Origin of the sequence: Desulfovibrio psychrotolerans (assembly GCF_013340305.1) — a bacterium.
Lineage (GTDB): Bacteria > Desulfobacterota > Desulfovibrionia > Desulfovibrionales > Desulfovibrionaceae > Halodesulfovibrio > Halodesulfovibrio psychrotolerans.
In genome coordinates, this window is record NZ_BLVP01000007.1 from 118311 (window position 1) to 138621 (window position 20311).

23 protein-coding genes are annotated in these 20311 nt (G+C 59.5%); 12 read left to right on the top strand and 11 right to left on the bottom strand.

Annotation, left to right across the window (positions count from 1 at the left end):
• Nucleotides 1-31: 31 nt before the first annotated feature.
• The 3 genes from HUV26_RS06670 to mraZ all read right to left on the bottom strand — a co-directional run bounded on the left by HUV26_RS06670 (nt 32) and on the right by mraZ (nt 1959).
• The gene (locus HUV26_RS06670) at nt 32-343 is read right to left on the bottom strand and encodes an FtsB/FtsL family cell division protein (RefSeq protein ID WP_243451297.1); all 312 of its coding nucleotides are present in this window, start codon (nt 341-343) and stop codon (nt 32-34) included.
• The gene (gene rsmH / locus HUV26_RS06675) at nt 340-1317 is read right to left on the bottom strand and encodes a 16S rRNA (cytosine(1402)-N(4))-methyltransferase RsmH (protein WP_174409345.1); all 978 of its coding nucleotides are present in this window, start codon (nt 1315-1317) and stop codon (nt 340-342) included. Before rsmH ends, HUV26_RS06670 begins: the two co-directional genes overlap by 4 nt.
• A gap of 189 nt (nt 1318-1506) precedes the next feature.
• Nucleotides 1507-1959 carry a division/cell wall cluster transcriptional repressor MraZ gene (mraZ, locus tag HUV26_RS06680; protein ID WP_174409346.1) on the bottom strand — a complete coding sequence of 151 codons (453 nt, stop codon included), beginning with the start codon at nt 1957-1959 and terminating at the stop codon, nt 1507-1509.
• Nucleotides 1960-2124: 165 nt separating this feature from the next.
• On the opposite strand from mraZ, the gene pyk reads away from it, so the two are divergent.
• Both pyk and HUV26_RS06690 read left to right on the top strand, forming a co-directional pair.
• Nucleotides 2125-3537, top strand: coding sequence for a pyruvate kinase (gene pyk / locus HUV26_RS06685; RefSeq protein ID WP_174409347.1), 1413 nt, complete (start codon nt 2125-2127; stop codon nt 3535-3537).
• Between the two features lies 1 nt (nt 3538).
• Nucleotides 3539-4636 (top strand): HD-GYP domain-containing protein, encoded by a 1098-nt coding sequence (locus HUV26_RS06690; RefSeq protein WP_174409348.1) that lies wholly within the window; start codon nt 3539-3541, stop codon nt 4634-4636.
• Between the two features lie 227 nt (nt 4637-4863).
• Here the strand turns inward: HUV26_RS06690 and HUV26_RS06695 are convergent, their stop codons facing one another.
• Together HUV26_RS06695 and HUV26_RS06700 are read right to left on the bottom strand one after the other, a co-directional pair.
• A complete protein-coding gene (locus HUV26_RS06695; protein WP_174409349.1) occupies nt 4864-5346 on the bottom strand; it encodes a CBS domain-containing protein in 483 nt (160 codons plus the stop codon).
• Between the two features lie 92 nt (nt 5347-5438).
• On the bottom strand, nt 5439-6680 hold the full coding sequence (locus tag HUV26_RS06700) for an HD domain-containing protein (protein ID WP_174409350.1): 1242 nt from the start codon (nt 6678-6680) through the stop codon (nt 5439-5441).
• Between the two features lie 368 nt (nt 6681-7048).
• On the opposite strand from HUV26_RS06700, the gene rplM reads away from it, so the two are divergent.
• The 6 genes from rplM to HUV26_RS06730 all read left to right on the top strand — a co-directional run bounded on the left by rplM (nt 7049) and on the right by HUV26_RS06730 (nt 10680).
• A complete protein-coding gene (gene rplM / locus HUV26_RS06705; protein WP_174409351.1) occupies nt 7049-7483 on the top strand; it encodes a 50S ribosomal protein L13 in 435 nt (144 codons plus the stop codon).
• 22 nt (nt 7484-7505) lie between these two features.
• Nucleotides 7506-7898, top strand: a complete 393-nt coding sequence (rpsI, locus tag HUV26_RS06710) for a 30S ribosomal protein S9 (protein ID WP_174409352.1) — start codon at nt 7506-7508, stop codon at nt 7896-7898.
• 335 nt (nt 7899-8233) lie between these two features.
• The gene (gene thrB, locus HUV26_RS06715) at nt 8234-8779 is read left to right on the top strand and encodes a homoserine kinase (protein WP_243451298.1); all 546 of its coding nucleotides are present in this window, start codon (nt 8234-8236) and stop codon (nt 8777-8779) included.
• Nucleotides 8776-9384, top strand: coding sequence for a hypothetical protein (locus tag HUV26_RS06720; RefSeq protein WP_174409353.1), 609 nt, complete (start codon nt 8776-8778; stop codon nt 9382-9384). Before thrB ends, HUV26_RS06720 begins: the two co-directional genes overlap by 4 nt.
• Before the next feature lie 20 nt (nt 9385-9404).
• Nucleotides 9405-9896, top strand: coding sequence for a hypothetical protein (locus tag HUV26_RS06725; protein WP_174409354.1), 492 nt, complete (start codon nt 9405-9407; stop codon nt 9894-9896).
• 148 nt (nt 9897-10044) lie between these two features.
• On the top strand, nt 10045-10680 hold the full coding sequence (locus HUV26_RS06730) for a Crp/Fnr family transcriptional regulator (RefSeq protein WP_174409355.1): 636 nt from the start codon (nt 10045-10047) through the stop codon (nt 10678-10680).
• Between the two features lie 12 nt (nt 10681-10692).
• Here HUV26_RS06730 and HUV26_RS06735 read toward each other — a convergent pair whose 3' ends face one another.
• From HUV26_RS06735 to HUV26_RS06760, 6 genes are all read right to left on the bottom strand, one after another.
• The gene (locus tag HUV26_RS06735) at nt 10693-11097 is read right to left on the bottom strand and encodes a Ros/MucR family transcriptional regulator (RefSeq protein ID WP_174409356.1); all 405 of its coding nucleotides are present in this window, start codon (nt 11095-11097) and stop codon (nt 10693-10695) included.
• Nucleotides 11098-11458: 361 nt separating this feature from the next.
• Complete coding sequence (gene gatB / locus HUV26_RS06740) at nt 11459-12886, bottom strand: Asp-tRNA(Asn)/Glu-tRNA(Gln) amidotransferase subunit GatB (RefSeq protein WP_174409357.1); 1428 nt, start codon at nt 12884-12886, stop codon at nt 11459-11461.
• A 4-nt stretch (nt 12887-12890) separates the two neighbouring features.
• Nucleotides 12891-13106: a hypothetical protein gene (locus HUV26_RS06745; RefSeq protein WP_174409358.1), complete on the bottom strand. Its 216-nt coding sequence runs from the start codon at nt 13104-13106 to the stop codon at nt 12891-12893.
• Nucleotides 13107-13129: 23 nt separating this feature from the next.
• On the bottom strand, nt 13130-13804 hold the full coding sequence (locus HUV26_RS06750) for a DUF4254 domain-containing protein (RefSeq protein WP_174409359.1): 675 nt from the start codon (nt 13802-13804) through the stop codon (nt 13130-13132).
• Between the two features lie 61 nt (nt 13805-13865).
• Entirely contained in the window at nt 13866-15611 is a 1746-nt protein-coding gene (locus tag HUV26_RS06755) for an ARMT1-like domain-containing protein (RefSeq protein WP_174409360.1), read from the bottom strand.
• Between the two features lie 143 nt (nt 15612-15754).
• Nucleotides 15755-16603, bottom strand: a complete 849-nt coding sequence (locus HUV26_RS06760) for an NAD(+)/NADH kinase (protein ID WP_174409361.1) — start codon at nt 16601-16603, stop codon at nt 15755-15757.
• A gap of 229 nt (nt 16604-16832) precedes the next feature.
• On the opposite strand from HUV26_RS06760, the gene HUV26_RS06765 reads away from it, so the two are divergent.
• The 4 genes from HUV26_RS06765 (at nt 16833) to rsgA (ending at nt 19951) form a co-directional block, all read left to right on the top strand.
• Nucleotides 16833-17468: a D-sedoheptulose 7-phosphate isomerase gene (locus HUV26_RS06765; RefSeq protein WP_174409362.1), complete on the top strand. Its 636-nt coding sequence runs from the start codon at nt 16833-16835 to the stop codon at nt 17466-17468.
• Nucleotides 17469-17580: 112 nt separating this feature from the next.
• Nucleotides 17581-17820 (top strand): FmdB family zinc ribbon protein, encoded by a 240-nt coding sequence (locus tag HUV26_RS06770; protein ID WP_174409363.1) that lies wholly within the window; start codon nt 17581-17583, stop codon nt 17818-17820.
• A gap of 53 nt (nt 17821-17873) precedes the next feature.
• Entirely contained in the window at nt 17874-18821 is a 948-nt protein-coding gene (gene hemC / locus HUV26_RS06775) for a hydroxymethylbilane synthase (protein ID WP_174409364.1), read from the top strand.
• A 50-nt stretch (nt 18822-18871) separates the two neighbouring features.
• A complete protein-coding gene (gene rsgA, locus HUV26_RS06780) occupies nt 18872-19951 on the top strand; it encodes a ribosome small subunit-dependent GTPase A (protein ID WP_174409365.1) in 1080 nt (359 codons plus the stop codon).
• The last annotated feature ends 360 nt before the right edge of the window (nt 19952-20311 follow it).

Consider the following 20311-nt stretch of genomic DNA (forward strand, 5'->3'; position numbering starts at 1 on the left):
CGCAATCCTTTACTGCCTTTTTCTTATCCGCCTATTCCCCGCCGGACTGCCGCCTCTCGTCCATACGACGTATCTGGCCGGGCACGGCGGGCCGCATTTGCAATTCATCAGCCAACCTTCTCATTCTGTAGGGCGAAACCAGATTCTCACGTTCCAGTTCCAGCTTGGCGGTGTGCGCAGATTCATTGTCCAGTTCCGCCTGCAATTTCTGCAATCCGTAGGCTATGTCCATGCGCTCTATGTTAAGCCACACCAGCGTGAGCCCCAGAACAAGGCTGGTCACTGCGGCAAGGATCATCCCGAGAATCCACCCGCTCATCCCGTTGTCCATACCGTCCCTCACAGCCGCTCCGCCACGCGCAGCTTGGCGCTGGAAGCCCGCCGGTTACGCCCCAGCTCTTCCTCGCCAGCCATGACGGGTTTTTTGGTAACAATGCGCAGCCTCGCCTCATGGTTGCATATACACACGGGTATCTGGCGCGGACATATGCAGCCCTTGGCCTCCGCAGCAAAGGTGTGTTTAACCATCCGGTCTTCGAGGGAATGAAACGATATAACCGCCACCCGCCCTCCCGGCCGCAGCCGGGGGACAATGGTGCCGAGAAAGGCTTCCAGTTCGTCCAGTTCGCCGTTCACCGCCATGCGCAGCGCCTGAAACGTGCGTGTGGCGGGATGATTACGCGCCTGCGCGCGCCATTTGGCGGGATAGGCCATTTCCACTATCTTGGCCAATTGCAGCGTCGTCTCAATGGGGCTCTTGGCGCGGGCATCAATAATGGCGTTGGTAATACGGCCCCCCATGGGATCTTCGCCGTACTTGCCTATGATCATGCGCAGCCGCTCCGGGCTGGCCTTGTTCACAATGTGGCTCGCGGGTAGCGTGTCGCCGTCCGGGTCCATACGCATATCCAGCGGCCCGTCCGCAAGAAAGCTGAACCCGCGCTCCGGCTGGTCCAGCTGCATGGAAGACACGCCTATGTCAAGCAGCGCGCCATCCAGCAGGTCCCAGCCCAGCTCGTCCATGGCGGCTTCATAATCGCTGTAACGGGAGTGAAAAAGGTGCACCCGGTCGCCGAAGCGGGCAAGCCGTGTCCTCGCCTTGTCCAGCGTGGCAAGGTCGCGGTCCAGCCCCAGCAGGCTGGCTTCACCCTGTGCGGCGTCCATGATGGCTTCACTGTGTCCTCCCAGACCCAGAGTGCCGTCAAGATAGAATCCGCCGGGTCTGGGCGCGAGGTAAGAGAGCACCTCGGCCAGCAGCACGGGAACATGCTCACTCCATTCTGCCCCGGAGTGATTTCGTTCCTCGTCATATGTCACGGTTTCCCCTTCCTTGGCTTCCAGTTGAAAAATTCCGTTCCGCAGACGTTCGCGACCACATCATTATGAAGGGCGCGGGGCGCAATACCTGTTCAGGGCCGACACGTAAAGGGAGTATCCTGCGGGCTGAAACGCGCCCGAACCGCGCGGAACGTCACCCTTCGGGCAAAGTCCCTAAGGCTTCCGGCATCATATGGGAAAATCTATCCCGCTCTCCGCCAGTTCGTCCGCCACATCATCAAAGGAGTCTTCGGCCATCAGCGCCGCAAACCGCCCCTTGTCCCATATTTCAAACTTATTGCCCTGCCCGACGATGGTCACTTCCCTGTCCATCCCGGCATAGGCCATGTGGTCCGCAGAAAGCCGTATGCGACCCTGCTTGTCCAGCACGGCCTCCTCGGCACCGCCGATAACAAGACGGCGGAAGTTCCGAACCTTGAGCGAAGGGGTCTTCAGCTTCTGGAACTTCTGCTCAAACTCTTCCCAGTCCGGCAGAGGATAGCCCACTATGCAGCGGTCGTACGTGGTGAGCATGAGCCTGCCCTCCTGCGCGCGAGCGAGGAGAATGTCCCGTATTTCCGGGGGCAACATGAGCCTGCACTTGGGGTCAAGGCTGCGGTGGACTCTTCCTCTGAATAACATACCCACCCCCCTACCACTTTTTACCACACTTTACCACTTTTTCTTTTATATAGTTACAAGTGTCAAGCCAGCATGGTTTTTTTGTCTAGAAATGCTATAGAAGCGACCGCGCTTTCAGCACAAATCCGCTTGACAAAATTGGTCACATCCCCAAGAGTTTCCTGTATGAGAACAAAAATTATTGCCACCATAGGTCCGGCTTCCGACTCTCCGGAAGTCCTGACCCGGCTGATCCGCAACGGGGTTCGCATTTTCCGGCTGAACTTCTCGCACGGCAATGCGTCCATGTTCACAGACCTCATTGCCCTCCTCCGGCGGCTTGAGCAGGAGCACGGCGTGCCGCTCACCCTGCTTCAGGACCTTTCCGGTCCCAAGATACGCATAGGTGAACTGCGTCAGGGCACCCTGAATCTGGATAAAGGCGACCGGGTTGTTCTCGGCCCCCCCGGTGCGGAAATGGTGCGCGACCTGCCTTTCATCCCCTTTGACAATCCGCCCATTCTGGAATCGCTGGAAAAGGGAGACAAGGTGGTGCTCAGCGACGGCGTGATGCAGTTTGTCATCACAGAAAGCCTTCCTCTGGGCGCGTTTGAAATGGAATGCCAGAACACGGGCATACTCACCTCCCGCAAGGGCCTCGCCCTGCCCGGCAAGCCCGTGAACCTGCCCGCCATGACCGACAAGGATAAAAAGGACCTGCGCGACGGCCTTGCACTGGGCGTAGACGCCTGCGCCCTTTCCTACGTGCAGACGCCGGAAGACATCCTCACCGCCAAGGCCATCATCGCCGAGCACGGCAAAAACATTCCTGTGGTGGCCAAGCTGGAGCGGCAGAACGCCGTGGACCGGCTGGACGAGATTCTGGCTGTGACCGATGTGGTCATGGTGGCGCGCGGCGACCTTGGCGTGGAATGCCCGCTGCCCATGCTCCCCGCCATGCAGAAGCGCATCATCCGCGCCTGCAACCGTGCGGCCAAGCCGGTCATCGTCGCCACACAGATGCTGCTCTCCATGGTCAGCAATCCTGCCCCCACCCGTGCAGAAACGACAGACGTGGCAAACGCGGTGCTCGATGGTGCAGACTGCGTCATGCTTTCAGAAGAAACCGCCATGGGCAGCTATCCGGTAGAAACGGTCAAGTTCATGGTGGAAATAGCCCGGCAGGCAGAGCAGATTCATTTTGAGGAACGCAAGCTCCTCCCGCCGGCGGAAGAAAAAGGCACTCCGGACTTTCTGGCGTACTCCGCCTGCCTGCTGGCGGAAAAGACAGAGGCAGACGCCATTGTCTCCCACTCCATGTCCGGTGCGTCCGCGCGCATGATTTCCGCGCGCCGCCCACGCCAGATCATCTACGGGCTCACGCCCGACCAAGAAGCCCTGCGCGGGCTGAACTTTTCATGGGGTGTGCGGCCAGAGACGGTAGATACCAATCTCTCCGGCCACCTTGAACGCGCCGAGCATTTCATAGAAGGCTGCCCCGTCATCACGCCGGGGTCCAGCGTGGTCATCACGGCAGGCCAGCCCAAGCCGGGAGAAAAATCGCGGGGCACCAACCTCGTCAAAATCTATCACAAATAGTATGTGCGCAGCCAGCAGCCCCATACCGGACAACATTCAGGAAGAATACTACCAGATTGCCAAGCCCATTCTGGAGAGCTTTCCCAAATACCGGCCCCCCGTAGACCTCTTTGAATTCAAGGAGAGCGTCGCCCGTCTCCAGCCGTACTGCCGCAAGGGCGTTCGGCTGTCCAACGAGCAGGTGGAAGAGGTGCACCGCCTGTGTGACGATGGCAACATCTTTGTTTCGCGGGCAGACCACCCCATCTACTCCAAGCACATCATCAAACAGCTGGACCTTGTGCTGGTGGACAAAAATCTCAAGCAGGGAGAGATAGCCGATGTGCTCATGCAGGCGCTTGCCCTGCGGGTGAACGAGTTCGCCGAACAGCCGGTCATGCCCGTTTTCCAGCAGCTCTACGCAGACACCATGGTCTTCACGGAGTTTCTGCATCAGGACAGGCACCGCATAAAACTGTTCATGCGCCGCCTGAACAGGGAGCACTCACTGGCCGCCCACTCGGTAAACTCGCTGGCAGTGGGGCTGTGGCTGTTCTATGAATCGCGCAGCGACTACCGCAGGCGCGATCTGGACAAGGTAGCACTCAGCCTTTTGCTGCACGATATCGGCATGAGCAAGGTGCCCGCCTTCATCCTGCAAAAAAGCACCCCGCTTAAGGTTGAAGAAAAGGACAAGCTCACCCCGCACCCCCTTGTGGGGGCCAAGATCGCCCAGAAGCTGGGACTCGGATTCGATGAGTTGCAGCAGGCGGCACTGGAGCACCATGAGCGGCTGGACGGCTCCGGCTACCCCCGCAAGCTGAAAGGGGAAGAAATCAGCCGTCTCGGCAGGCTGGTGGCGGTGGCAGATTCTTTCAGCGCCATGATCACCCGACGGGGCTATGCCACAGCCATGGAACCCGTAGACGCCGCGCGCACGCTTGCAAACGACAAAAAACGCTATGACGAACGTTTTTCGGCCCTGCTGTTCCACGCGTTCCTTACGGATGCCTTCCGTATGAGCGCCGCTGCGACATCACGCCCCATGGTGCTGGAGAACGTCCCCGCCTGCGGAGACGAAGAAGAAGATATCCCGCCAACCGGTGCCACCGAGCAGTAGCCCGCCGCAAGCCAGCCACCCGTAGCCAACCGCAGCCTTCGGAGCCGCTGCCCCCGGATCAGCTACTCCTGCGGCAACTGCCCGTCCTCACGCAACACGGGCCAACACTCCTTCAGGTCTTGCCTCAAGCAACAGCAAAAGACGCCAAGCATACGCTAGACATACGTCAGGCATACGTTAGCCAGAAGGCAGCCACGCACGCGGCAGACACAGAGAGGCGGCCGGCACTACTTGCCGTGGCTGACTATCTGCCCGCTGATTTCCTTGAAGAGATCCGCAATCATAATCACGCCCAGCACGCGCGCCCCTTCCTTCACCACGGCATAGCTGCGCCCTTTCTTCACAAATCCTTCCAGCACAGAAAGCAGCGGATCGTCCGGTGCCACCACCGTCATGGACGAATCCATCACATCCTTCACGGAGGTGGACCCGGCAACCTTGCAGGCGTTCGTGTACATCTGGTCAAAGCGATTCTCATCAAACCCGCGCAGGCTTATCCCGTGCAGCAGGTTATCTTCCATAAACCGCACCGTGTCCCACATGGAAACGGCACCCTTCAGCCTGCCGTTGTCGTCCAGCACCAGCGCGCACAGGCAGCCGCTGTCGCTCACGCGGTTCAACTCCCGCATGGCGTCCGCCAACGAGCTGTCTTCCTTAAGAACAGGGTAATCTTCCCGAACAATATCCCAGGCTCTTGTCCGTAACAGCATGCCTTTCTCCCCGGAAGCGCCACCGCGCCCCCTGCTAGTGATATACGTAAGAAAAACTGTAACCGCTTGCGGGTGCTAGGTAAAGAACACGATCAGTCGAAATCGGCGAACAGCGCGCCCACATGTATGTTGCCGATAACCAGCTTGCGGTTCTGGTGCCGCAGCCGCCAGAGCGCCTGATGCAGCTCATCCACGGAAATACCGTTGCGCACGGCCGTATACGCCTCAATGAACGCCGCCATGGTGTCACATGCCTTGAGCATGGTGCCGTCCTTGGGGTCAAAGGCGTCCTGATTATAGTGGTTCTGCAGCTGCTCAAAGTCCAGACGCTTCACCACGCCGTCCACAACGATAGATTCATGAAACTCCGACCCGGTATCAAGACCGAGAAAATACCCCAACCGCCACGCAATGCGCCCATACCCCTCCTCACGCAGCGGCCCCAGCACCCGCCGTTCCAGTTCGGCGGCCTCGTATTCCTTGATAAAGCCGTCCAGGTTCTCCACCGACTTTTTCACCGGCGAGATGATATCGCGGGTGAGCAGTTCCGGCAGGTCGTGGAACAGCCCGCAAAAAAAGTTGTTCTGCCTGCGCGCGCCGCACGCCCCCTGCGCAATGGAAAAGAAGTAGCTGTAGCAGGCCACAAGAAACATGTGGCCTATGACAGATGTCTCCGGCACGCGCGGCGTCTGCGACCACCGCTTCTGAAACCGCAGCTGCCCGCACAGGTTGGCCAGCCTGCCAAGAACGTTGCCCGATCCGGCAAGCAGCTCGTTCACCCCCCGCAGATGGGCGTGCGCCTCCAGCCTGCGGGTAAACGTGGCGTCTATTTCCGGAATCTCGTCATCAAACCCGTTCAGCCCTTTCAGCAGGTCAAATTCCCACTTGCTGGCATACAGATGAGCGGCTTCCAGAATCTCATCCCCCAGCGTCTTCTTGCGGTCAGGGGCAAAGTAGGCCACAAACCGCTCCCATACGCCCTGCCCCAACGGGGCGAGCACGGGTTCCAACTCTCCCTGCACCCATTGCAGAAGCTGCGAATAATGCTGCGGATTCTCCCGTATCTTGTAAAAGATAGGCGGCTTAATGTCCGTTATGACAAGGCGGAAAAAATAGTCAAAGATACCGCCCTCCACAATGGTTTCGCCCAGCTTTATGCGCTCGCCCTGCAGCCGCCCCTCAGCATTCAGCATAAACAGCAGCCACGCCACGATCATCTTGTGCGCCTGCTTGTCCACCTCCAGCAATTCCATGGGCCTGAGCTTGTCATTCCAGCGCTTCATGTACGCACCGGCAAAGGTAAACTGCAACAAACTCTTGCGGATATTGGACATGGCGTGCTCCTGCGTTTTTTCCAAAAAATCACTTGGCAAGGTAGGCGGTCGTAGTATAAAGATCAACAGTTTCCACGAGGGATTGACGTTTTTTCCAGGGCCTCTCGGCCTGGACCCCCCCGTTACCCGTCGCTTTCGTGGTGCCATCAGCGGCAAGGCCATGCGTAATCCAACTCCGCAACGCCTGTGCAACTGCCCCATGCTGCCTTGGTGAGGGCGGCATACACCTGCCGGGAACGGTGCCCGGCGCATCGACGGCACGCAAGGTTCTCCGGAATTTTGCTGCGGATGCTATCGACTATTGACAACGAACTTAAAACTCCCTATGAAGTTCCCCTTTCGAGCTTCGCACTCAGGAGTATATTATTATGAAGACGTTCAGCCCCAAGCCGGAAGATATCAACCGCGAATGGTTCGTGGTAGATGCCGAAGACAGAATCCTCGGCCGCCTTGCAACCCAGATTGCCCACCGCCTGCGCGGCAAGCACAAGCCCGAATTCGCCCCCCATGTGGACAACGGCGACTTCATTGTTGTGGTTAACTGCGAAAAGATCAAAGTGACCGGCAACAAGCTGGCGGACAAGAAGTACTACCGCTATACCGGATACATGGGCGGTCTGCGCGAAACCAATCTGGCGCTCATGCTTGAGAAGAAGCCCGAAGAAGTTATCCGCAAGGCTGTTCAGGGCATGCTGCCCAAGAACCGCCTCGGCGCTGCCATGCTCAAGAAGCTGAAGATTTATGTCGGCCCCGAGCATCCCCATGCGGCACAGAATCCCCAGACCCTGGAACCCCAGTCCTAAGCGATAGAGGCAGGAGAAAAACATGTCCAACGAATTTGATTACGGTACAGGCAGAAGAAAGACCGCCACTGCTCGGACCCGCCTCTACGCTGGCACGGGCCAGATCCTGGTGAACGACCTGCCCTACGAGGAATACTTTCCCCGCAAGACCCTGCAGATGGTTGTGCGTCAGCCCCTTGAGCTGACCAGAAACCTCGGCAAGTTCGACATCAAGGTCAACGTGGCCGGTGGCGGCATGTCCGGTCAGGCTCAGGCAGTACGTCACGGCATTTCCCGCGCCCTGCTGGAAGTGGACGCCGAACTGCGCGGCGCGCTCAAGAAAGCCGGGTTCCTCACCCGCGACGCGCGTAAGAGAGAACGTAAAAAGTACGGCCAGCGCGGCGCACGCGCACGGTTCCAGTACTCCAAGCGTTAATCCCGCTCCGCCCTCTGCGGCGGCAGCATGTTCAGTGCATTCAGGCCGGGCCCTTTTCGGGTCCGGCCTTTTGCGTTCTCCCGCATGGGCCAAGGCCCTCTGGACGATTGACACAACCTCTGCGCAAAGGCACAACAACCCGTGCCGCATGGCGAATGTACCCTGTGCGGCCAACAGTCAGCGCGCCGCAAAACATACCCCCGTGGCACATCCGGCAGTGACCGGCTTTTTTGCAGGGTATTCTGATGGGGCTTGCAGTGGTCCGGCCCCGTTTCAGCGGCTGCGTATACGCAGGCGAGCCTTCTTTCAACAGCCTGACACGTGAGGTTCAGAGAATGTCAGACACTCCTCCGCTCCGGCAGCCCGTGGCCACGGATGAAAAGTGTATCAGCGTCATCGGCATGGCCGGTGCCGGAAAAAGCACCGTGGGCAAAGCGCTGGCAAACGCTCTGAGCTGGGCGTTCATGGATTCGGACCATATCATAGAGGCACACTACGGCACGCGCCTGCAAGACGTGGCAGACAGCATGACCAAGGATGACTTCCTTGACGTGGAGGGCGAGATAATCCGCCGTATCGGCGCACGCCGCACCGTCATTTCCACCGGCGGCAGCGTTGTCTACAGACAGGCCGCCATAGAGCACCTGCAGAGCCTCGGCCACGTGGTTTACCTGAATGTGGAACTGCCCGTCATTCTGGAGCGCATTCGCCACAACCCGGAACGCGGCCTTGCCATCGCGCCGGGGCAGACAGTGGAAGACCTCTATCACGAACGCAGAGCCCTGTACGAAGCCGCAGCCGACTTCACCGTCTCCTGTGCCGGGCTGTCACCGGATGAATGCGCACAGACCATCGTGCGCTGGCTGGAGTCGCAATCATGAAAGCTGCTGCCCGCAAAAAGGGACCGGGTGTCTTCGCCCGTCTGGCCGACCTGTACGAACGCATGTCCGCCGCTTACGCGCACACCGCTGCGCAGGCAGGACTCAGCTGTCAGGACTGCGACAGAAACTGCTGCGTCAGCTATTTCCAGCACCATACCTATGTGGAATGGAGCTACCTGTGGCGTGGCATGAACGAACTCTCCGCCGCACAACGCGACGAGTATCTGAACCGTGCCCGCAACGTGGTGCAGCAATACCGCTTTGCGCTGAACGCAGGGGTCCAGCCCACCGTCATGTGTCCGCTGAATGATGACGGCCTGTGCGGCCTCTACCGCCACCGCCTTATGATCTGCCGCCTGCACGGCACCCGCAACACCATGATGCTGCCCAACGGCGAGCGCAGGGTATTTACGGGTTGCTTCCGCTTTGCCGACAATGTTAAGGAATTACCAGAGGCGCAGATTCCCGCGCTGGACAGGACGGAACTGTACAGGGAACTCGTGCAGCTGGAGATGGAATTTGCCGGGCCCAGACTGCGCGTTCTTCCCAGAGTAAACATGACCCTTGCAGAAATGCTCGTGCAGGGTCCGCCTTCCATGCGCTAACCTGAACAGGGTACTCTTCCATGAAACGAGCCGGGCTTCTCATCCTCCTTCTCATAACGTTTGTCCTTCAGGGCTGCGCGCAGCTTTCCGTCAGCCATCTGGACAAACGCCCGTGGATAGCGGAGGCCCCGCAGACCATACATATGCGCTTCTGGCGGTTCGAATTCATGAATATGCCCCTTAAGGAAGGCGTGGGGCTGCAGGGCATGGCCTACCCCAATACCGAGCTTTTCCCGGACTGGGCGCGCTGGTATGACCAACTGGCCTTCACGGTCTACCTCAGCGAAAGCTCAGGCACCGTGGTATCCAGTGCCCAGCTGGACGTGCTGCCGCGCGAGCTGGGCAAGGAACCGGCCATCCCCTTCGAATTCCGCCTCCCTTCCGGCGGCGCGGATACGCCCCTGTACGTCTCCTTCGGCTACCGCATGGTGCTCGCCGAAACACCGTGGAAACCCGGAGCCAGACAGGAAGGACGCATCTATTTTGCCCACGAGGGCGCGCTCTCCCGCTAGCCGCCTGCTCCTCCGCAGCTTTTTTTGCGTTTCTTCCATTCCAAAGAGTGCTATACTCCTCCCAACTGCAGAACCACATGTTCCGCACGCGTGTGTTCGCTATCGTCAGCCGGATGCAGGGGAGCAGGGAACACAGGGGGAGGAAGCCATGACATCGTACGTCGCCAGAACATTCCTCAAATATTCCGTCATCTTTGCAGAAAACAGCAAGGGAGATTCAGCCTACCTGCTTCAGGAAGGCCGGGTGGAGCTGTCCAAAGAGGTGAACGGCAGAAAAAAAGTGCTGGCCATTCTCTCTCCCATCAACATGTTCGGCGAAATGTCGCTGGTGCTGGACGATAAAAGGCGCACGGCCACCGCCATCGCCCTGGACGATGTTCGGGCCGTGGAAGTGAAGCAGGAGCATTTTGACGGGTTTATCCGCGAATCACCGCAGATCATGCAAACCCTTATAGATGTGCTGGTCCACAGACTCCGCAGCAGCACACGCAAGTCCATGCAGGTTCCCAGCCTGTTTCAGGGCACATGCAGAACCATTGAAATGCTCGCCCGCAACGGCGTCCGGCAATTCGATTACATGCACGCGCTCATGTCGCTCAAGGATGCCTTTGTCAGTTCCGAGGACCGGGTTCTGGACATCCTGAGCAAACTGGAACACCTCAAGCTCATAAAGATAACCTCCACGCCCGAGGGCGTGAAGGTCGTGGATATTCTCGTTCCGGAACACTTTACCATGGAAGCGGCACAACGCCTGCAAGCATGGGGACGGGGAGAAGGACCGTAAAAAAGGACATACTCAGGCGGCAGGTTCCTGCTTACGCCTTTTTTCCCACAGCTCCATAGACTTCATTTTCTTACGCCGTTCGCGCTGCAATGCCTTGCACACCAGCGGCGTATTCTTTTTCATGCCCCATTTTTCGCGATACTCCGGTGTATCCAACCCATGCACGGCAAGATGCTTTCTGGTGATTATCTTGAAAGCCTTACCGCATTCCAGGCAGGTAATGGACTTTTCGCGTATGGACTTCTTGGGATCAATCTCCCCTTCCACCCGCACGCTTTCAGCGGCCTCGCCTTCACTCATCCCCCGGATGCTGTCCGCAAGGGTACGCACCATGGACAGAATCTCTTCCTCGTTCATAGTACGCACACTTGCCTGTGCTTTGACAATTTCCAATGCCCCTTTCAAACAATCATCCACGATGCACCCCGAAATACAGGAAAATTCAATGTTGATGAAAATGAAATACAGTAATTATGTATTACAGTAAGTAGCATATACATGGGGGCAACGCATCCGTCAACAGAGAGACAAGGCCCTCCTCATGCACAACCGCACTATTTCCGGCATGAATCCACGCTCGCACTGCGCTCAAATCAGAGACGAGAAGCAATGCATTCATCGATATCCGCAGAACGAAAGACCGCAGCAGCGACAAGAGTGCCCACCCTATTTCAGCATGGCACCTTACAAAAGCTGCCTGTCAGCAACGTCATCCTGCAGGCAAAAAAGGCGGCCCCGCATGCGGGGCCGCCTGTAACAAACACAAAACACCGGCGCGCTACAGCTTCTTCGCCAGCAACTCGTTTACCAGAGCAGGATTTGCCTTGCCCCGGGTCTTGCGCATGACCTGTCCCACGAAAAAGCTCACCAGCTTTGTCTTGCCGCCGCGATACGCCTCCGCCTCGGCGGGGTTTTCCGCAATCACCTCATCCACGGCACGCTCCAGTTCAGAAGAGTCGGAAATCTGCGCCAGCCCCTTCTCTTTCACATACGCTTCCGGCCCGGCATTGCTGACAAACAGGTCGCTGAAAATGTCGCTGCCTATCTTGGCGGAAATAAGCCCTTCTTCGATAAGACGCACCAGCTCCGCCAGCGTTTCCGGGCGCATGGGAGCATCCTTGGCAGCCATACCGCGCTCATTCAGCTCCCGCTGGAAGGGGCCCATCATCATGTTGCTTATCTTTTTCGGACTGTTGTACACGGCTGCGGCAGCTTCAAAAAAGTCTGCCATATCCCTGTCCTGCGTCAGCACTTCCGCATCATATTCCGGCAGGGCGTAGTGCGTGACAAACCGCGTCCGCCGCTGCACCGGCAGTTCCGGCAGTTCCGCGCGCCATGCCTCTATCTGCTCTGCGGAAAGCATAATGGGAATAAGGTCCGGGTCCGGGAAATAGCGGTAATCGTGGGCCTCTTCCTTGCCGCGCATGGCGGCGGTGCTGTTCTTTTCCGCGTTATACAGGCGTGTCTGCTGCACCACGGCTTCGCCGTCTTCCAGCAGGTCCTGCTGCCGCGCAATTTCGTATTCTATGCCCTTCTGCACATGCCGGAAGGAGTTCATGTTCTTCAGTTCCACGCGGGTTCCGAACTCTTCCTGCCCCGCAGGGCGCAGCGATACGTTGGCGTCACAGCGGAAGCTCCCTTCCTCCATGTTCCCGTCGCATATCCCCAGATAGAGCAATATGGCGTGAAGCGATTTCAGATACGCCACAGCCTCTTCCGCGCTGCGCATGTCCGGATCGGAAACGATCTCGATAAGCGGCACGCCCGTGCGGTTCAGGTCAACGTACGAAACGTTCTCGGTGGAAGAGTGGATGGATTTGCCCGCATCGTTTTCCAGCTGAATGCGGGTTATCCCCACCCGGCGGGTGTAGTCCCCCATGTTCAGGTCCAGATGCCCGCCGTGGCAGATGGCGTCTCCCAACTGGGAAATCTGGTACCCGTTGGGCGAATCCGGATAAAAATAGTTCTTGCGCTCAAACACCGAATGCCGGCGCACCTTGCAGTTCATGGCCAGCCCCATCTTGGCGGCATATTCCACGGCGCGCCTGTTCAGCACCGGCAGCACGCCCGGCATGCCGGAGCACACCTCGCACACGTTCTCGTTGGGGTCGTTGCCAAAGCGGGTGGAGCAGGAGCAGAACAGCTTGGATTCCGTCTTCAACTGCGCGTGCACTTCCAGCCCGATGACAACCTCATACTTCGCCATGACTCTACACTCCTTCACTGACAACCCTGCCGGGATTCACCCCGCGCACGGCCTCTTTCTGCCTGTCTGCGCCCAGCTTGCGCCCAGCTTGCACCCTGTTTGCGCCCAGCTTGCACCCTGTTTGCGCCCAGCTTGCACCCTGTTTGCGCCCTGCCCCGGCCCATATGCCTCCGTGGCCATACGGGCCGCTGCCCTGCCTGTCACGGCAAACCCGCAACATCCGGGCTCTCCCGGAATTCCGCCCTAGCCCTTCGCCTTTTCCGCGCCGTACAACTGCGGATTGAGCGAAGGGTCGTTGTACATCTTGCACTGGTAATACACCTTGGGCTGCTTATGCCCGCTCCGGTAGTCTTCCAGCAGTTCCAGCACCGCGCGCGCAAGGTCTCGCCGCTGCTCCGTAAGCACGGCCAGCTTTTCCGCACAGCGGGCCACATGGGCTGCGTCCGCGTCCTGCCGTTCCGTCTGCTCCCGCATGTGATACATCTTCAGGCTCAGAATGGACAGCCTGTCCACAGCCATGCCTGCCGATTCAGAGTTGTAGCGCACAGGGCCCTGCGCCTGCACAAGATGCGGCGTCACGGCATTCACCAGCCACGCGTCCACCTTTTCCATGTAGTCGTTGCGCCGCTGGTTGTATCCGTCTATGCGCCGCTTGCAGTCGGCAATAACCTCCGGCCCCACATCGGTACGCCGGGCCACGTCTTCCACATGCCAGAGCTTGAAGTTCATCAGGTGCTGCGCAAGCACCAGCGGCAGCAGCCCCGCCGCGTCATCCCCGTCTGCGGCACAGTCTGCGGCACAGCATGCCGCCACCGCCTCCACAGATTCCGGCTCGCTTTCATGCCACTGTTCCGTTGCGCTGTGCTGCGCCGCAAAACACCGTTCCATCCCGGCGATAATATCCTCAAATCGTGTCATGCCTGTCCTTATCTGTTCCTCCGCAACGGAGGCATTGCATCGTGCGTATTCCTGCACCCGGCTAGGGGGTCTTTATCCCCGCGTCATAATACTTGCCCACGCCGTATTCCGCCCGGCGGAAAAACTTGTCGGAGCTGGGGCCGATAATCTGGAGTTCCGGGTGCGCCTTCTGCAAATCCAGCGCAATCCGCATCTCCTTGGTGCAGCCCGTGGAAAAGGTGGAATCCTTGCCCGACCACACAGAGGGCACCTTGCGTCCCATAAGCGTGAAGCTCGTCTCTATATCCTCAACGGTCTGAAAACGCCAGATGTCCAGCAGCCCGCTCCTCTGCACCCTTTCCCACATAAACATCAGGTCGTCGCCGTCCATCCCCTCTTCAAAATACTCCGCCGGATTGATGATAAACGAGTTCTCCTGCCGCTCGCGCAAAAACCGCACAAAGGTGTCCACCACCCGTATAGCCGTGGATGTCTGCCCCGGAATGGACCCGATGATGGCACTGTAGAACATCACGCTCTTGCCGTGCCGCTTGGCATCACGCATGGCGTCAATAATCTCCTTGGCCTTGTCGTGCAGGTCCGCCTCGGCAAACTTGCGCACAGATTTGGCCCGCGGCTTGGCGTTCAGTATAAACTCCCCGCTCTCCGAGCGGTAAAAACACACGATATCCCGCGTAAATTCGTGGCTGCACCCTATCAGGTTCTGGTAGTTGCGCCCGCCCTTGGCGATGATGAGGTCGCACTCCTTCCAAGCCCGCGCAAAGGTCACGCTGGTCTTGTACAGATTAAGCTGCTCCCGGGTGCCATCGGAAATGACCAAAAAACGATGCTCGCGCAGCAGGCGCAGCAGTTCGTTCTTGCTCACGGTGTCATCGCTCAGAATATGCGCCCCTGCGGCGGCAGACTTAAGAACCGGATCGCTGTCCAGTTCCCACAGGGTGGGGGTATTGAAATAAAACCCTTCCTTCAGCGCCAGTATCACCTGATGCCCCTGCCGCATGAGCGCCCGTATGATCTCCAGATCAAAAACAAAGGCACCGCTCACGTCCGGCAGATAGAGCACCTTCTTGCGCTCCTCCCCCTGCGGGCCGAGCAGCAGCCGCAGGTGGCTGCACTCACCGCACGGCTTGCGCAGTTCTTTTTCCACTTCCAGGGGCGAAGGGTCGGCGTCCTGCCACAGGTCGGACATGGTGGAAAGATAGAGCAGGCGGCGCAGTTCAAGAAAATCCAGCTCCCAGCGCAGTTCCTTTATGTCGGTAATCCCCTCGCAGCCGGGCGGATTACCGTAGATGAGCCGCTCGGTGGAAGGCTTGCGCAAAAACTCCCCTGCCAGCCGGTTGGCCCTGCGCTTGCTATCCCGATACGGGTCCGGCTTGGCGCACTGGGTAAGCACAATGCTTATGAGCCGTTTGGCAAGCCGCGAGGGAATCATGATCTTGGAGGCCAGATGCAGCCGGAAACGGCGCTTGCAGAACTGTATGACCCGCCGCTCGTTGTACTTGTCAAACCCGTGCTGGCGGATAAGCCGCACAATGAACCGCCACGTGCGGTTATATTCCATCTGCAACGCTCTCGGGCGCTCCCTGCGCAGCAGCATGGTAAAGATATCGTCGGAACAGGGAATGTATACCTGCGCCTCGTCCAGCGCCACCATAAACCGCACCTGCTCATCCGTGGCCACATGCTCCGGGTTCATCAGGTGCTCTATGTTGTTTTCGGTCTTGAAGTGGTGCAGCCACGCATCAAGAAACGGGTCCTTGCCCCAGCGGACATCACGCACATACTTCAAATCCGGCAGCATACTCATGGGGTCCTCCGAAATCCGTATGAAAAGGCCGCAACGCGGCCTTCGCGTTTTCATTCCGCCCTGCCGGTTCCGTTCCCGCAGAGCCGCGCGGCCCTTCCCGCCGCCTGTCAAAGCCTGCTTCCGGCCTGCCGCCGCAGGCTGGGCTACCGCTGGTCTTTGTAGAATCCGCGCGTCCGCAAGCGGTCAAAATAGCTCGCGCACCCCAGTTCGGCAAATACCAGCCCGCCCGGTGCACTGGTCACACGAATGCGGTCGCCGCAGCGCAGCGCCACCCCTTCCTGCCCGTCCTGGGTCAGATGCAGGTCCGCGTCCGTATCGTGCACCACAAGAGAAAACTCCATGTCCCCGCGCAGCACAAAGGGCTTGAGCGCATTCATGAACGGGCAGATGGGCGTCACGGAAAAGGCGTCCAGATCCGGGTGCAGCAGCGGTCCGTTGGCAGATACCGCATACCCCGTCGATCCCGTGGGCGAAGAAACAATAAGCCCGTCCGCCCGCAAATCGCCCAGACGCTCGCCCTGCACAGCCAGTTCCAGCCGCACCACCCGCGCCAACGCTCCCCGGTGCACCACCACATCGTTCACCGCCACCCCGCTGTGCAGAAGGGTTCCCTCCCGCTCCACCGTGCAGGCAAGCGCCACGCGCCGCGCAAATCCGGCCCTGCCGTCCAGCAGGCGAACAAGCTGCTCCTGCCAGTGTTCGGAAGAAACCTCCGCCAGAAATCCCACCCGGCCCAGATTCACACCCAGCACCGGCACCCCGGTTCCCACAAGGCGGCGCGACACGCTCAGCATGGTGCCGTCGCCCCCCAGCACCAGCACAATGCCTTCCGGGGCAAAGGCAAGCTGCTTCCACGCCGCCGAGCCGTTTTCAAAGACATCGGCGACAATTCCCTGTCCACGAAACCATGCATGCATGCTTCCGGCAAGTTCCAAAGCCGCAGCCTGTCCGGCCTTGGTCACGATATATACGGACGATATGGTACGTTTCATCGCCATTCCCTAGTAAAATCCGGCGATTCATTCAAGGATGAAAGCCCTTCCGCCCCCATATTTTTCGCGCGCGCCAAATCCACACCCGCACACCGTTGTCAGCCGGACGCATTTAGGGTACTCGGTCAGGGATTAGGCCGCAAAGGGTGCAACACCTTGCGGCAGCACAGCAGAATGATTCGTCCAAAAAGACGCTTACAGCCTGCCAGAAACGGAGTCTGAAGATTCGATGACGGAAACCGCACGGAATATCGTTCTGGAACACGCCGCAGCGGGCGCACGCCTGCGCGAGGTATTTTTCGAAGCCAACGCGGACAAGGTGGTGCACCTTGCCAAGACCATGGCCCTGTGCCTCGCCCGGGGCGGCAAAATCCTCTTCTGCGGCAACGGCGGCAGCGCGGCGGACGCACAGCATCTGGCAGCGGAATTCGTAAACCGCTTCCTCATGGAACGCCCTCCCCTTCCCGCCATCGCCCTCACCACAGATACCTCCATCCTCACCGCCGTGGGCAACGACTACGGCTTTGATTTCATTTTCAGCAAGCAGGTGCAGGCGCTTGCGGCAGAAGGCGATATTCTGGTCGCCATATCCACCTCCGGCAACAGCGCCAATCTGGTGGAAGCCCTCAAGGCGGCGCGCGAACGCTGCGTCACCACCGTAGGCATCACGGGGCAGGGCGGCGGACGCATGGCCTCCCTGTGCGATCAACTGCTGGAGGTTCCGCACCGGCACACCCCCCTGATTCAGGAAGTGCAGCTCACGGTTGGCCACCTTCTGTGCCAGCTCACCGACCATTACCTGTTTGAAAACGTGATGGAACTGCAGCCGTACCTCAACGGTGCAGAAGCCGCCTGCGGAGAATAACGTCACACTCCGGCAGGGGAAGAAAGCGCCCCGGCGCGGTCTCCACGCCTTTGTTTGACGAATGCGCCATCACGCATTATCTCAAGCCGTGACCATTTCACGGAGGAAGAACATGCCCTTATACGAATACAAATGCGAAGAATGCGGCAAGATTTTTGAAGAACTCGTTTTCGGAGACGATGCCCCCGCCTGCCCCGGCTGCAACTCCACGGCCACGCACAAGCTGCTTTCCGCCGTCAAATTCCGCATGCCCGGCGGCTCCTCCTATGATTCGGGCGGCAGTTCCGGCACCAGTTCCGGCGGCTCGGGCTGCTCGGGCTGCTCAGGCGGCAACTGCTCCACCTGTCACTAACCCTGCCCTGCGGCACCAGCACGCGCGAACCCTCAAGCTCAAGCGGACGCCTCATGAAGAACATCGTCATCGCCACACGCGGCTCCAAGCTCGCCCTCTGGCAGGCAAACCATATCAAGGACTGTATAGAACGGCAGCACTCCGGAGCCGTTTCCGTAGACCTGCTCGTTCTCAAGACCAAGGGAGACATCATTCTGGATGTGCCTCTGGCCAAGGTGGGCGGCAAGGGGCTGTTCGTCAAGGAGATAGAGGAAGCCCTGCTGGACGGCCGCGCCGACCTCGCCGTGCACTCCATGAAGGACGTCCCCATGGAACTGCCGGAAGGGCTGGTGCTGGGCACCATTCCGCAGCGTGAAGACGCTTCGGACACCTTCCTCTCCGTGCACCACGATTCGCTGGACGCCCTGCCGCAGGGTGCCACCGTGGGCACCAGCAGCCTGCGCCGCCAGTCGCAACTGCTGACCCTGCGCCCGGACCTGAACGTGGTGTCCCTGCGCGGCAACGTGGATACGCGCCTGCGCAAACTCATGGAAAACCAGTTCGATGCCATCATCATGGCCACCTCCGGCCTGAAACGGCTGGGGCTCACCGCGCCCAGGCACGAAATTCTGGGGCCGCCGCGCTTCCTCCCCGCCGTGGGACAGGGCGCGCTGGGCATTGAATATCATGCGGAACGGGAAGACGTGCGCTCCCTGCTCGCGTTTCTGGAGCACACCCCCACCCGCATCTGCGTGGAGGCGGAACGCGGCTTCCTCTTCGGACTGCAGGGCGGCTGTCAGGTTCCCATCGCTGGCCACGCCGTCATGACCGGAGAAGAAACCTTCTCCCTCACCGGCTTTGTGGCCGACCTTGAAGGACGCCGCATCATCCGCCACACCGTTTCCGGTGCCGCGCAAGAGGCCCGTGCAGTTGGGCTGCGCCTTGCGGAAACCGTCAAGGCGGAAGGCGCAGGTGCCATACTGGAAGAAGTGTACGCGGCAGGCAATGCCGTGCGTCAGTAGAACCCTAGTAAACCCCGATTGAACCTTCATTGCTGCCGCAACAGGAACGCATGACCAGCACAGCCTATCCCCCCCTTGAGCATCTGGGCTGGGACACCTTTTTCCAAGCCCGGCTGCCGCAGCCGCTCCCCGCAGAGGACACCATCGTCCGGGTGGTGAGCGTGCACAGCATGGTCATGAACGTCATAGGCGCGCAGGGCAGACGCCAGCTTGCCATTCCGGGCAACTGGCTTTCCGGCCCTGCGGAATCCCGCCCCACCGTGGGCGACTGGCTGGTGCTGGACGATACAGCCCAGTGGCCCGTGCAGTTGCTGGACAGACGCACCCTCGTCACCCGCCGCGCCCCTACAGACATCACCGGGGTGCAGCTGGTGGCAGCCAATCTGGATACCCTGTTCATCGTCTCGTCGCTGAACGATGATTTCAATCCTTCCCGGCTGGAGCGGTATCTGGCCATCGCCTTCCAGTCCGGCGTGGAACCGGTGGTGGTGCTCACCAAGGCAGACCTCGTCACCCCGGAACACGCGCTCGCCTGCGCGGAAGAGGCACGCGGACTGTGCCCCGGCCTTGCCGTGCTGGTCGTCAACGCGCTGGACGAAACCACCGTGAACCTTCTCTTCCCGTGGGTCGCACCGGGCCGCACCGCCACCCTTGTGGGATCTTCCGGCGTGGGCAAGTCCACACTGGTGAACACCCTCAGCCGCGAGGAACGCACCCCCACCGGAGCCATACGTGATTCCGACGGCAGGGGACGCCACACCACCTCCAGCCGCACGCTATATACCCTGCCCAACGGCGGGCTCATCATGGACGTTCCCGGCTTCCGCGAACTCCGCCTGCCCCCCTGCCCTCAGGGACTCTCGCAGGTGTTCAGGGACATAGAGGAACTGGGTATCCGCTGCGGCTTTGCAGACTGCCGCCACGATGGCGAACCGGACTGTGCCGTGGAGAAAGCGGTCCGTCAGGGCACGCTTACGCAGCGGCGGGTGGAAAACTACCGTAAGCTGCTCAAGGAACAGGCCATGCAGGATGACGAGAAGCAACAGGCCAAAATCTACGCCCGCCAGCGCCGCGCCGCCGACAAGGTGCTTGGCCGCCCGGCCTCGAACAAACGTCGCAGAAAACGCTGATTCCGCCCTTGCGGTGCTGCGGCGTATGTCCGCCCCCCGGCACACGGTATTCCTCCAACTGCTCTCCGGTATTCTGGCGGAATCAAAGCGCTCCCGCTGACAGGCCATACCGATAACGCAACTGCAGGGAGATACAGGCACCTCCTTTGTCCCATCAGATCATCCGACTGCCACATCAGACTACCAGATCACCAAACTGCCAGATTATCAGACTTCCAGATCATCAGACTGGCGGACCATCGGTTAACAAAGGCGGAATACTGCAATGAGATTGTGACTCATTTCACAATCGTGTTGCATTTTTGCGTCATCCATCCCGCCTTTCCGTCTGCACTTCGTTCTTTTCTTCCCATGCTCCAA

Coding starts and splice junctions, on each gene's coding strand:
- HUV26_RS06695 (WP_174409349.1), bottom strand. CDS start 5,346: ATGCTGTTACGGACAAGAGCCTGGGATATTGTTCGGGAAGATTACCCT.
- HUV26_RS06730 (WP_174409355.1), top strand. CDS start 10,045: ATGACATCGTACGTCGCCAGAACATTCCTCAAATATTCCGTCATCTTT.
- HUV26_RS06745 (WP_174409358.1), bottom strand. CDS start 13,106: ATGTTGCGGGTTTGCCGTGACAGGCAGGGCAGCGGCCCGTATGGCCAC.
- rplM (WP_174409351.1), top strand. CDS start 7,049: ATGAAGACGTTCAGCCCCAAGCCGGAAGATATCAACCGCGAATGGTTC.
- HUV26_RS06755 (WP_174409360.1), bottom strand. CDS start 15,611: ATGAGTATGCTGCCGGATTTGAAGTATGTGCGTGATGTCCGCTGGGGC.
- HUV26_RS06690 (WP_174409348.1), top strand. CDS start 3,539: ATGTGCGCAGCCAGCAGCCCCATACCGGACAACATTCAGGAAGAATAC.
- HUV26_RS06700 (WP_174409350.1), bottom strand. CDS start 6,680: ATGTCCAATATCCGCAAGAGTTTGTTGCAGTTTACCTTTGCCGGTGCG.
- pyk (WP_174409347.1), top strand. CDS start 2,125: ATGAGAACAAAAATTATTGCCACCATAGGTCCGGCTTCCGACTCTCCG.
- mraZ (WP_174409346.1), bottom strand. CDS start 1,959: ATGTTATTCAGAGGAAGAGTCCACCGCAGCCTTGACCCCAAGTGCAGG.
- HUV26_RS06770 (WP_174409363.1), top strand. CDS start 17,581: ATGCCCTTATACGAATACAAATGCGAAGAATGCGGCAAGATTTTTGAA.
- HUV26_RS06760 (WP_174409361.1), bottom strand. CDS start 16,603: ATGAAACGTACCATATCGTCCGTATATATCGTGACCAAGGCCGGACAG.
- HUV26_RS06750 (WP_174409359.1), bottom strand. CDS start 13,804: ATGACACGATTTGAGGATATTATCGCCGGGATGGAACGGTGTTTTGCG.
- hemC (WP_174409364.1), top strand. CDS start 17,874: ATGAAGAACATCGTCATCGCCACACGCGGCTCCAAGCTCGCCCTCTGG.
- gatB (WP_174409357.1), bottom strand. CDS start 12,886: ATGGCGAAGTATGAGGTTGTCATCGGGCTGGAAGTGCACGCGCAGTTG.
- rpsI (WP_174409352.1), top strand. CDS start 7,506: ATGTCCAACGAATTTGATTACGGTACAGGCAGAAGAAAGACCGCCACT.
- HUV26_RS06725 (WP_174409354.1), top strand. CDS start 9,405: ATGAAACGAGCCGGGCTTCTCATCCTCCTTCTCATAACGTTTGTCCTT.
- rsgA (WP_174409365.1), top strand. CDS start 18,872: ATGACCAGCACAGCCTATCCCCCCCTTGAGCATCTGGGCTGGGACACC.
- HUV26_RS06720 (WP_174409353.1), top strand. CDS start 8,776: ATGAAAGCTGCTGCCCGCAAAAAGGGACCGGGTGTCTTCGCCCGTCTG.
- HUV26_RS06765 (WP_174409362.1), top strand. CDS start 16,833: ATGACGGAAACCGCACGGAATATCGTTCTGGAACACGCCGCAGCGGGC.
- thrB (WP_243451298.1), top strand. CDS start 8,234: ATGTCAGACACTCCTCCGCTCCGGCAGCCCGTGGCCACGGATGAAAAG.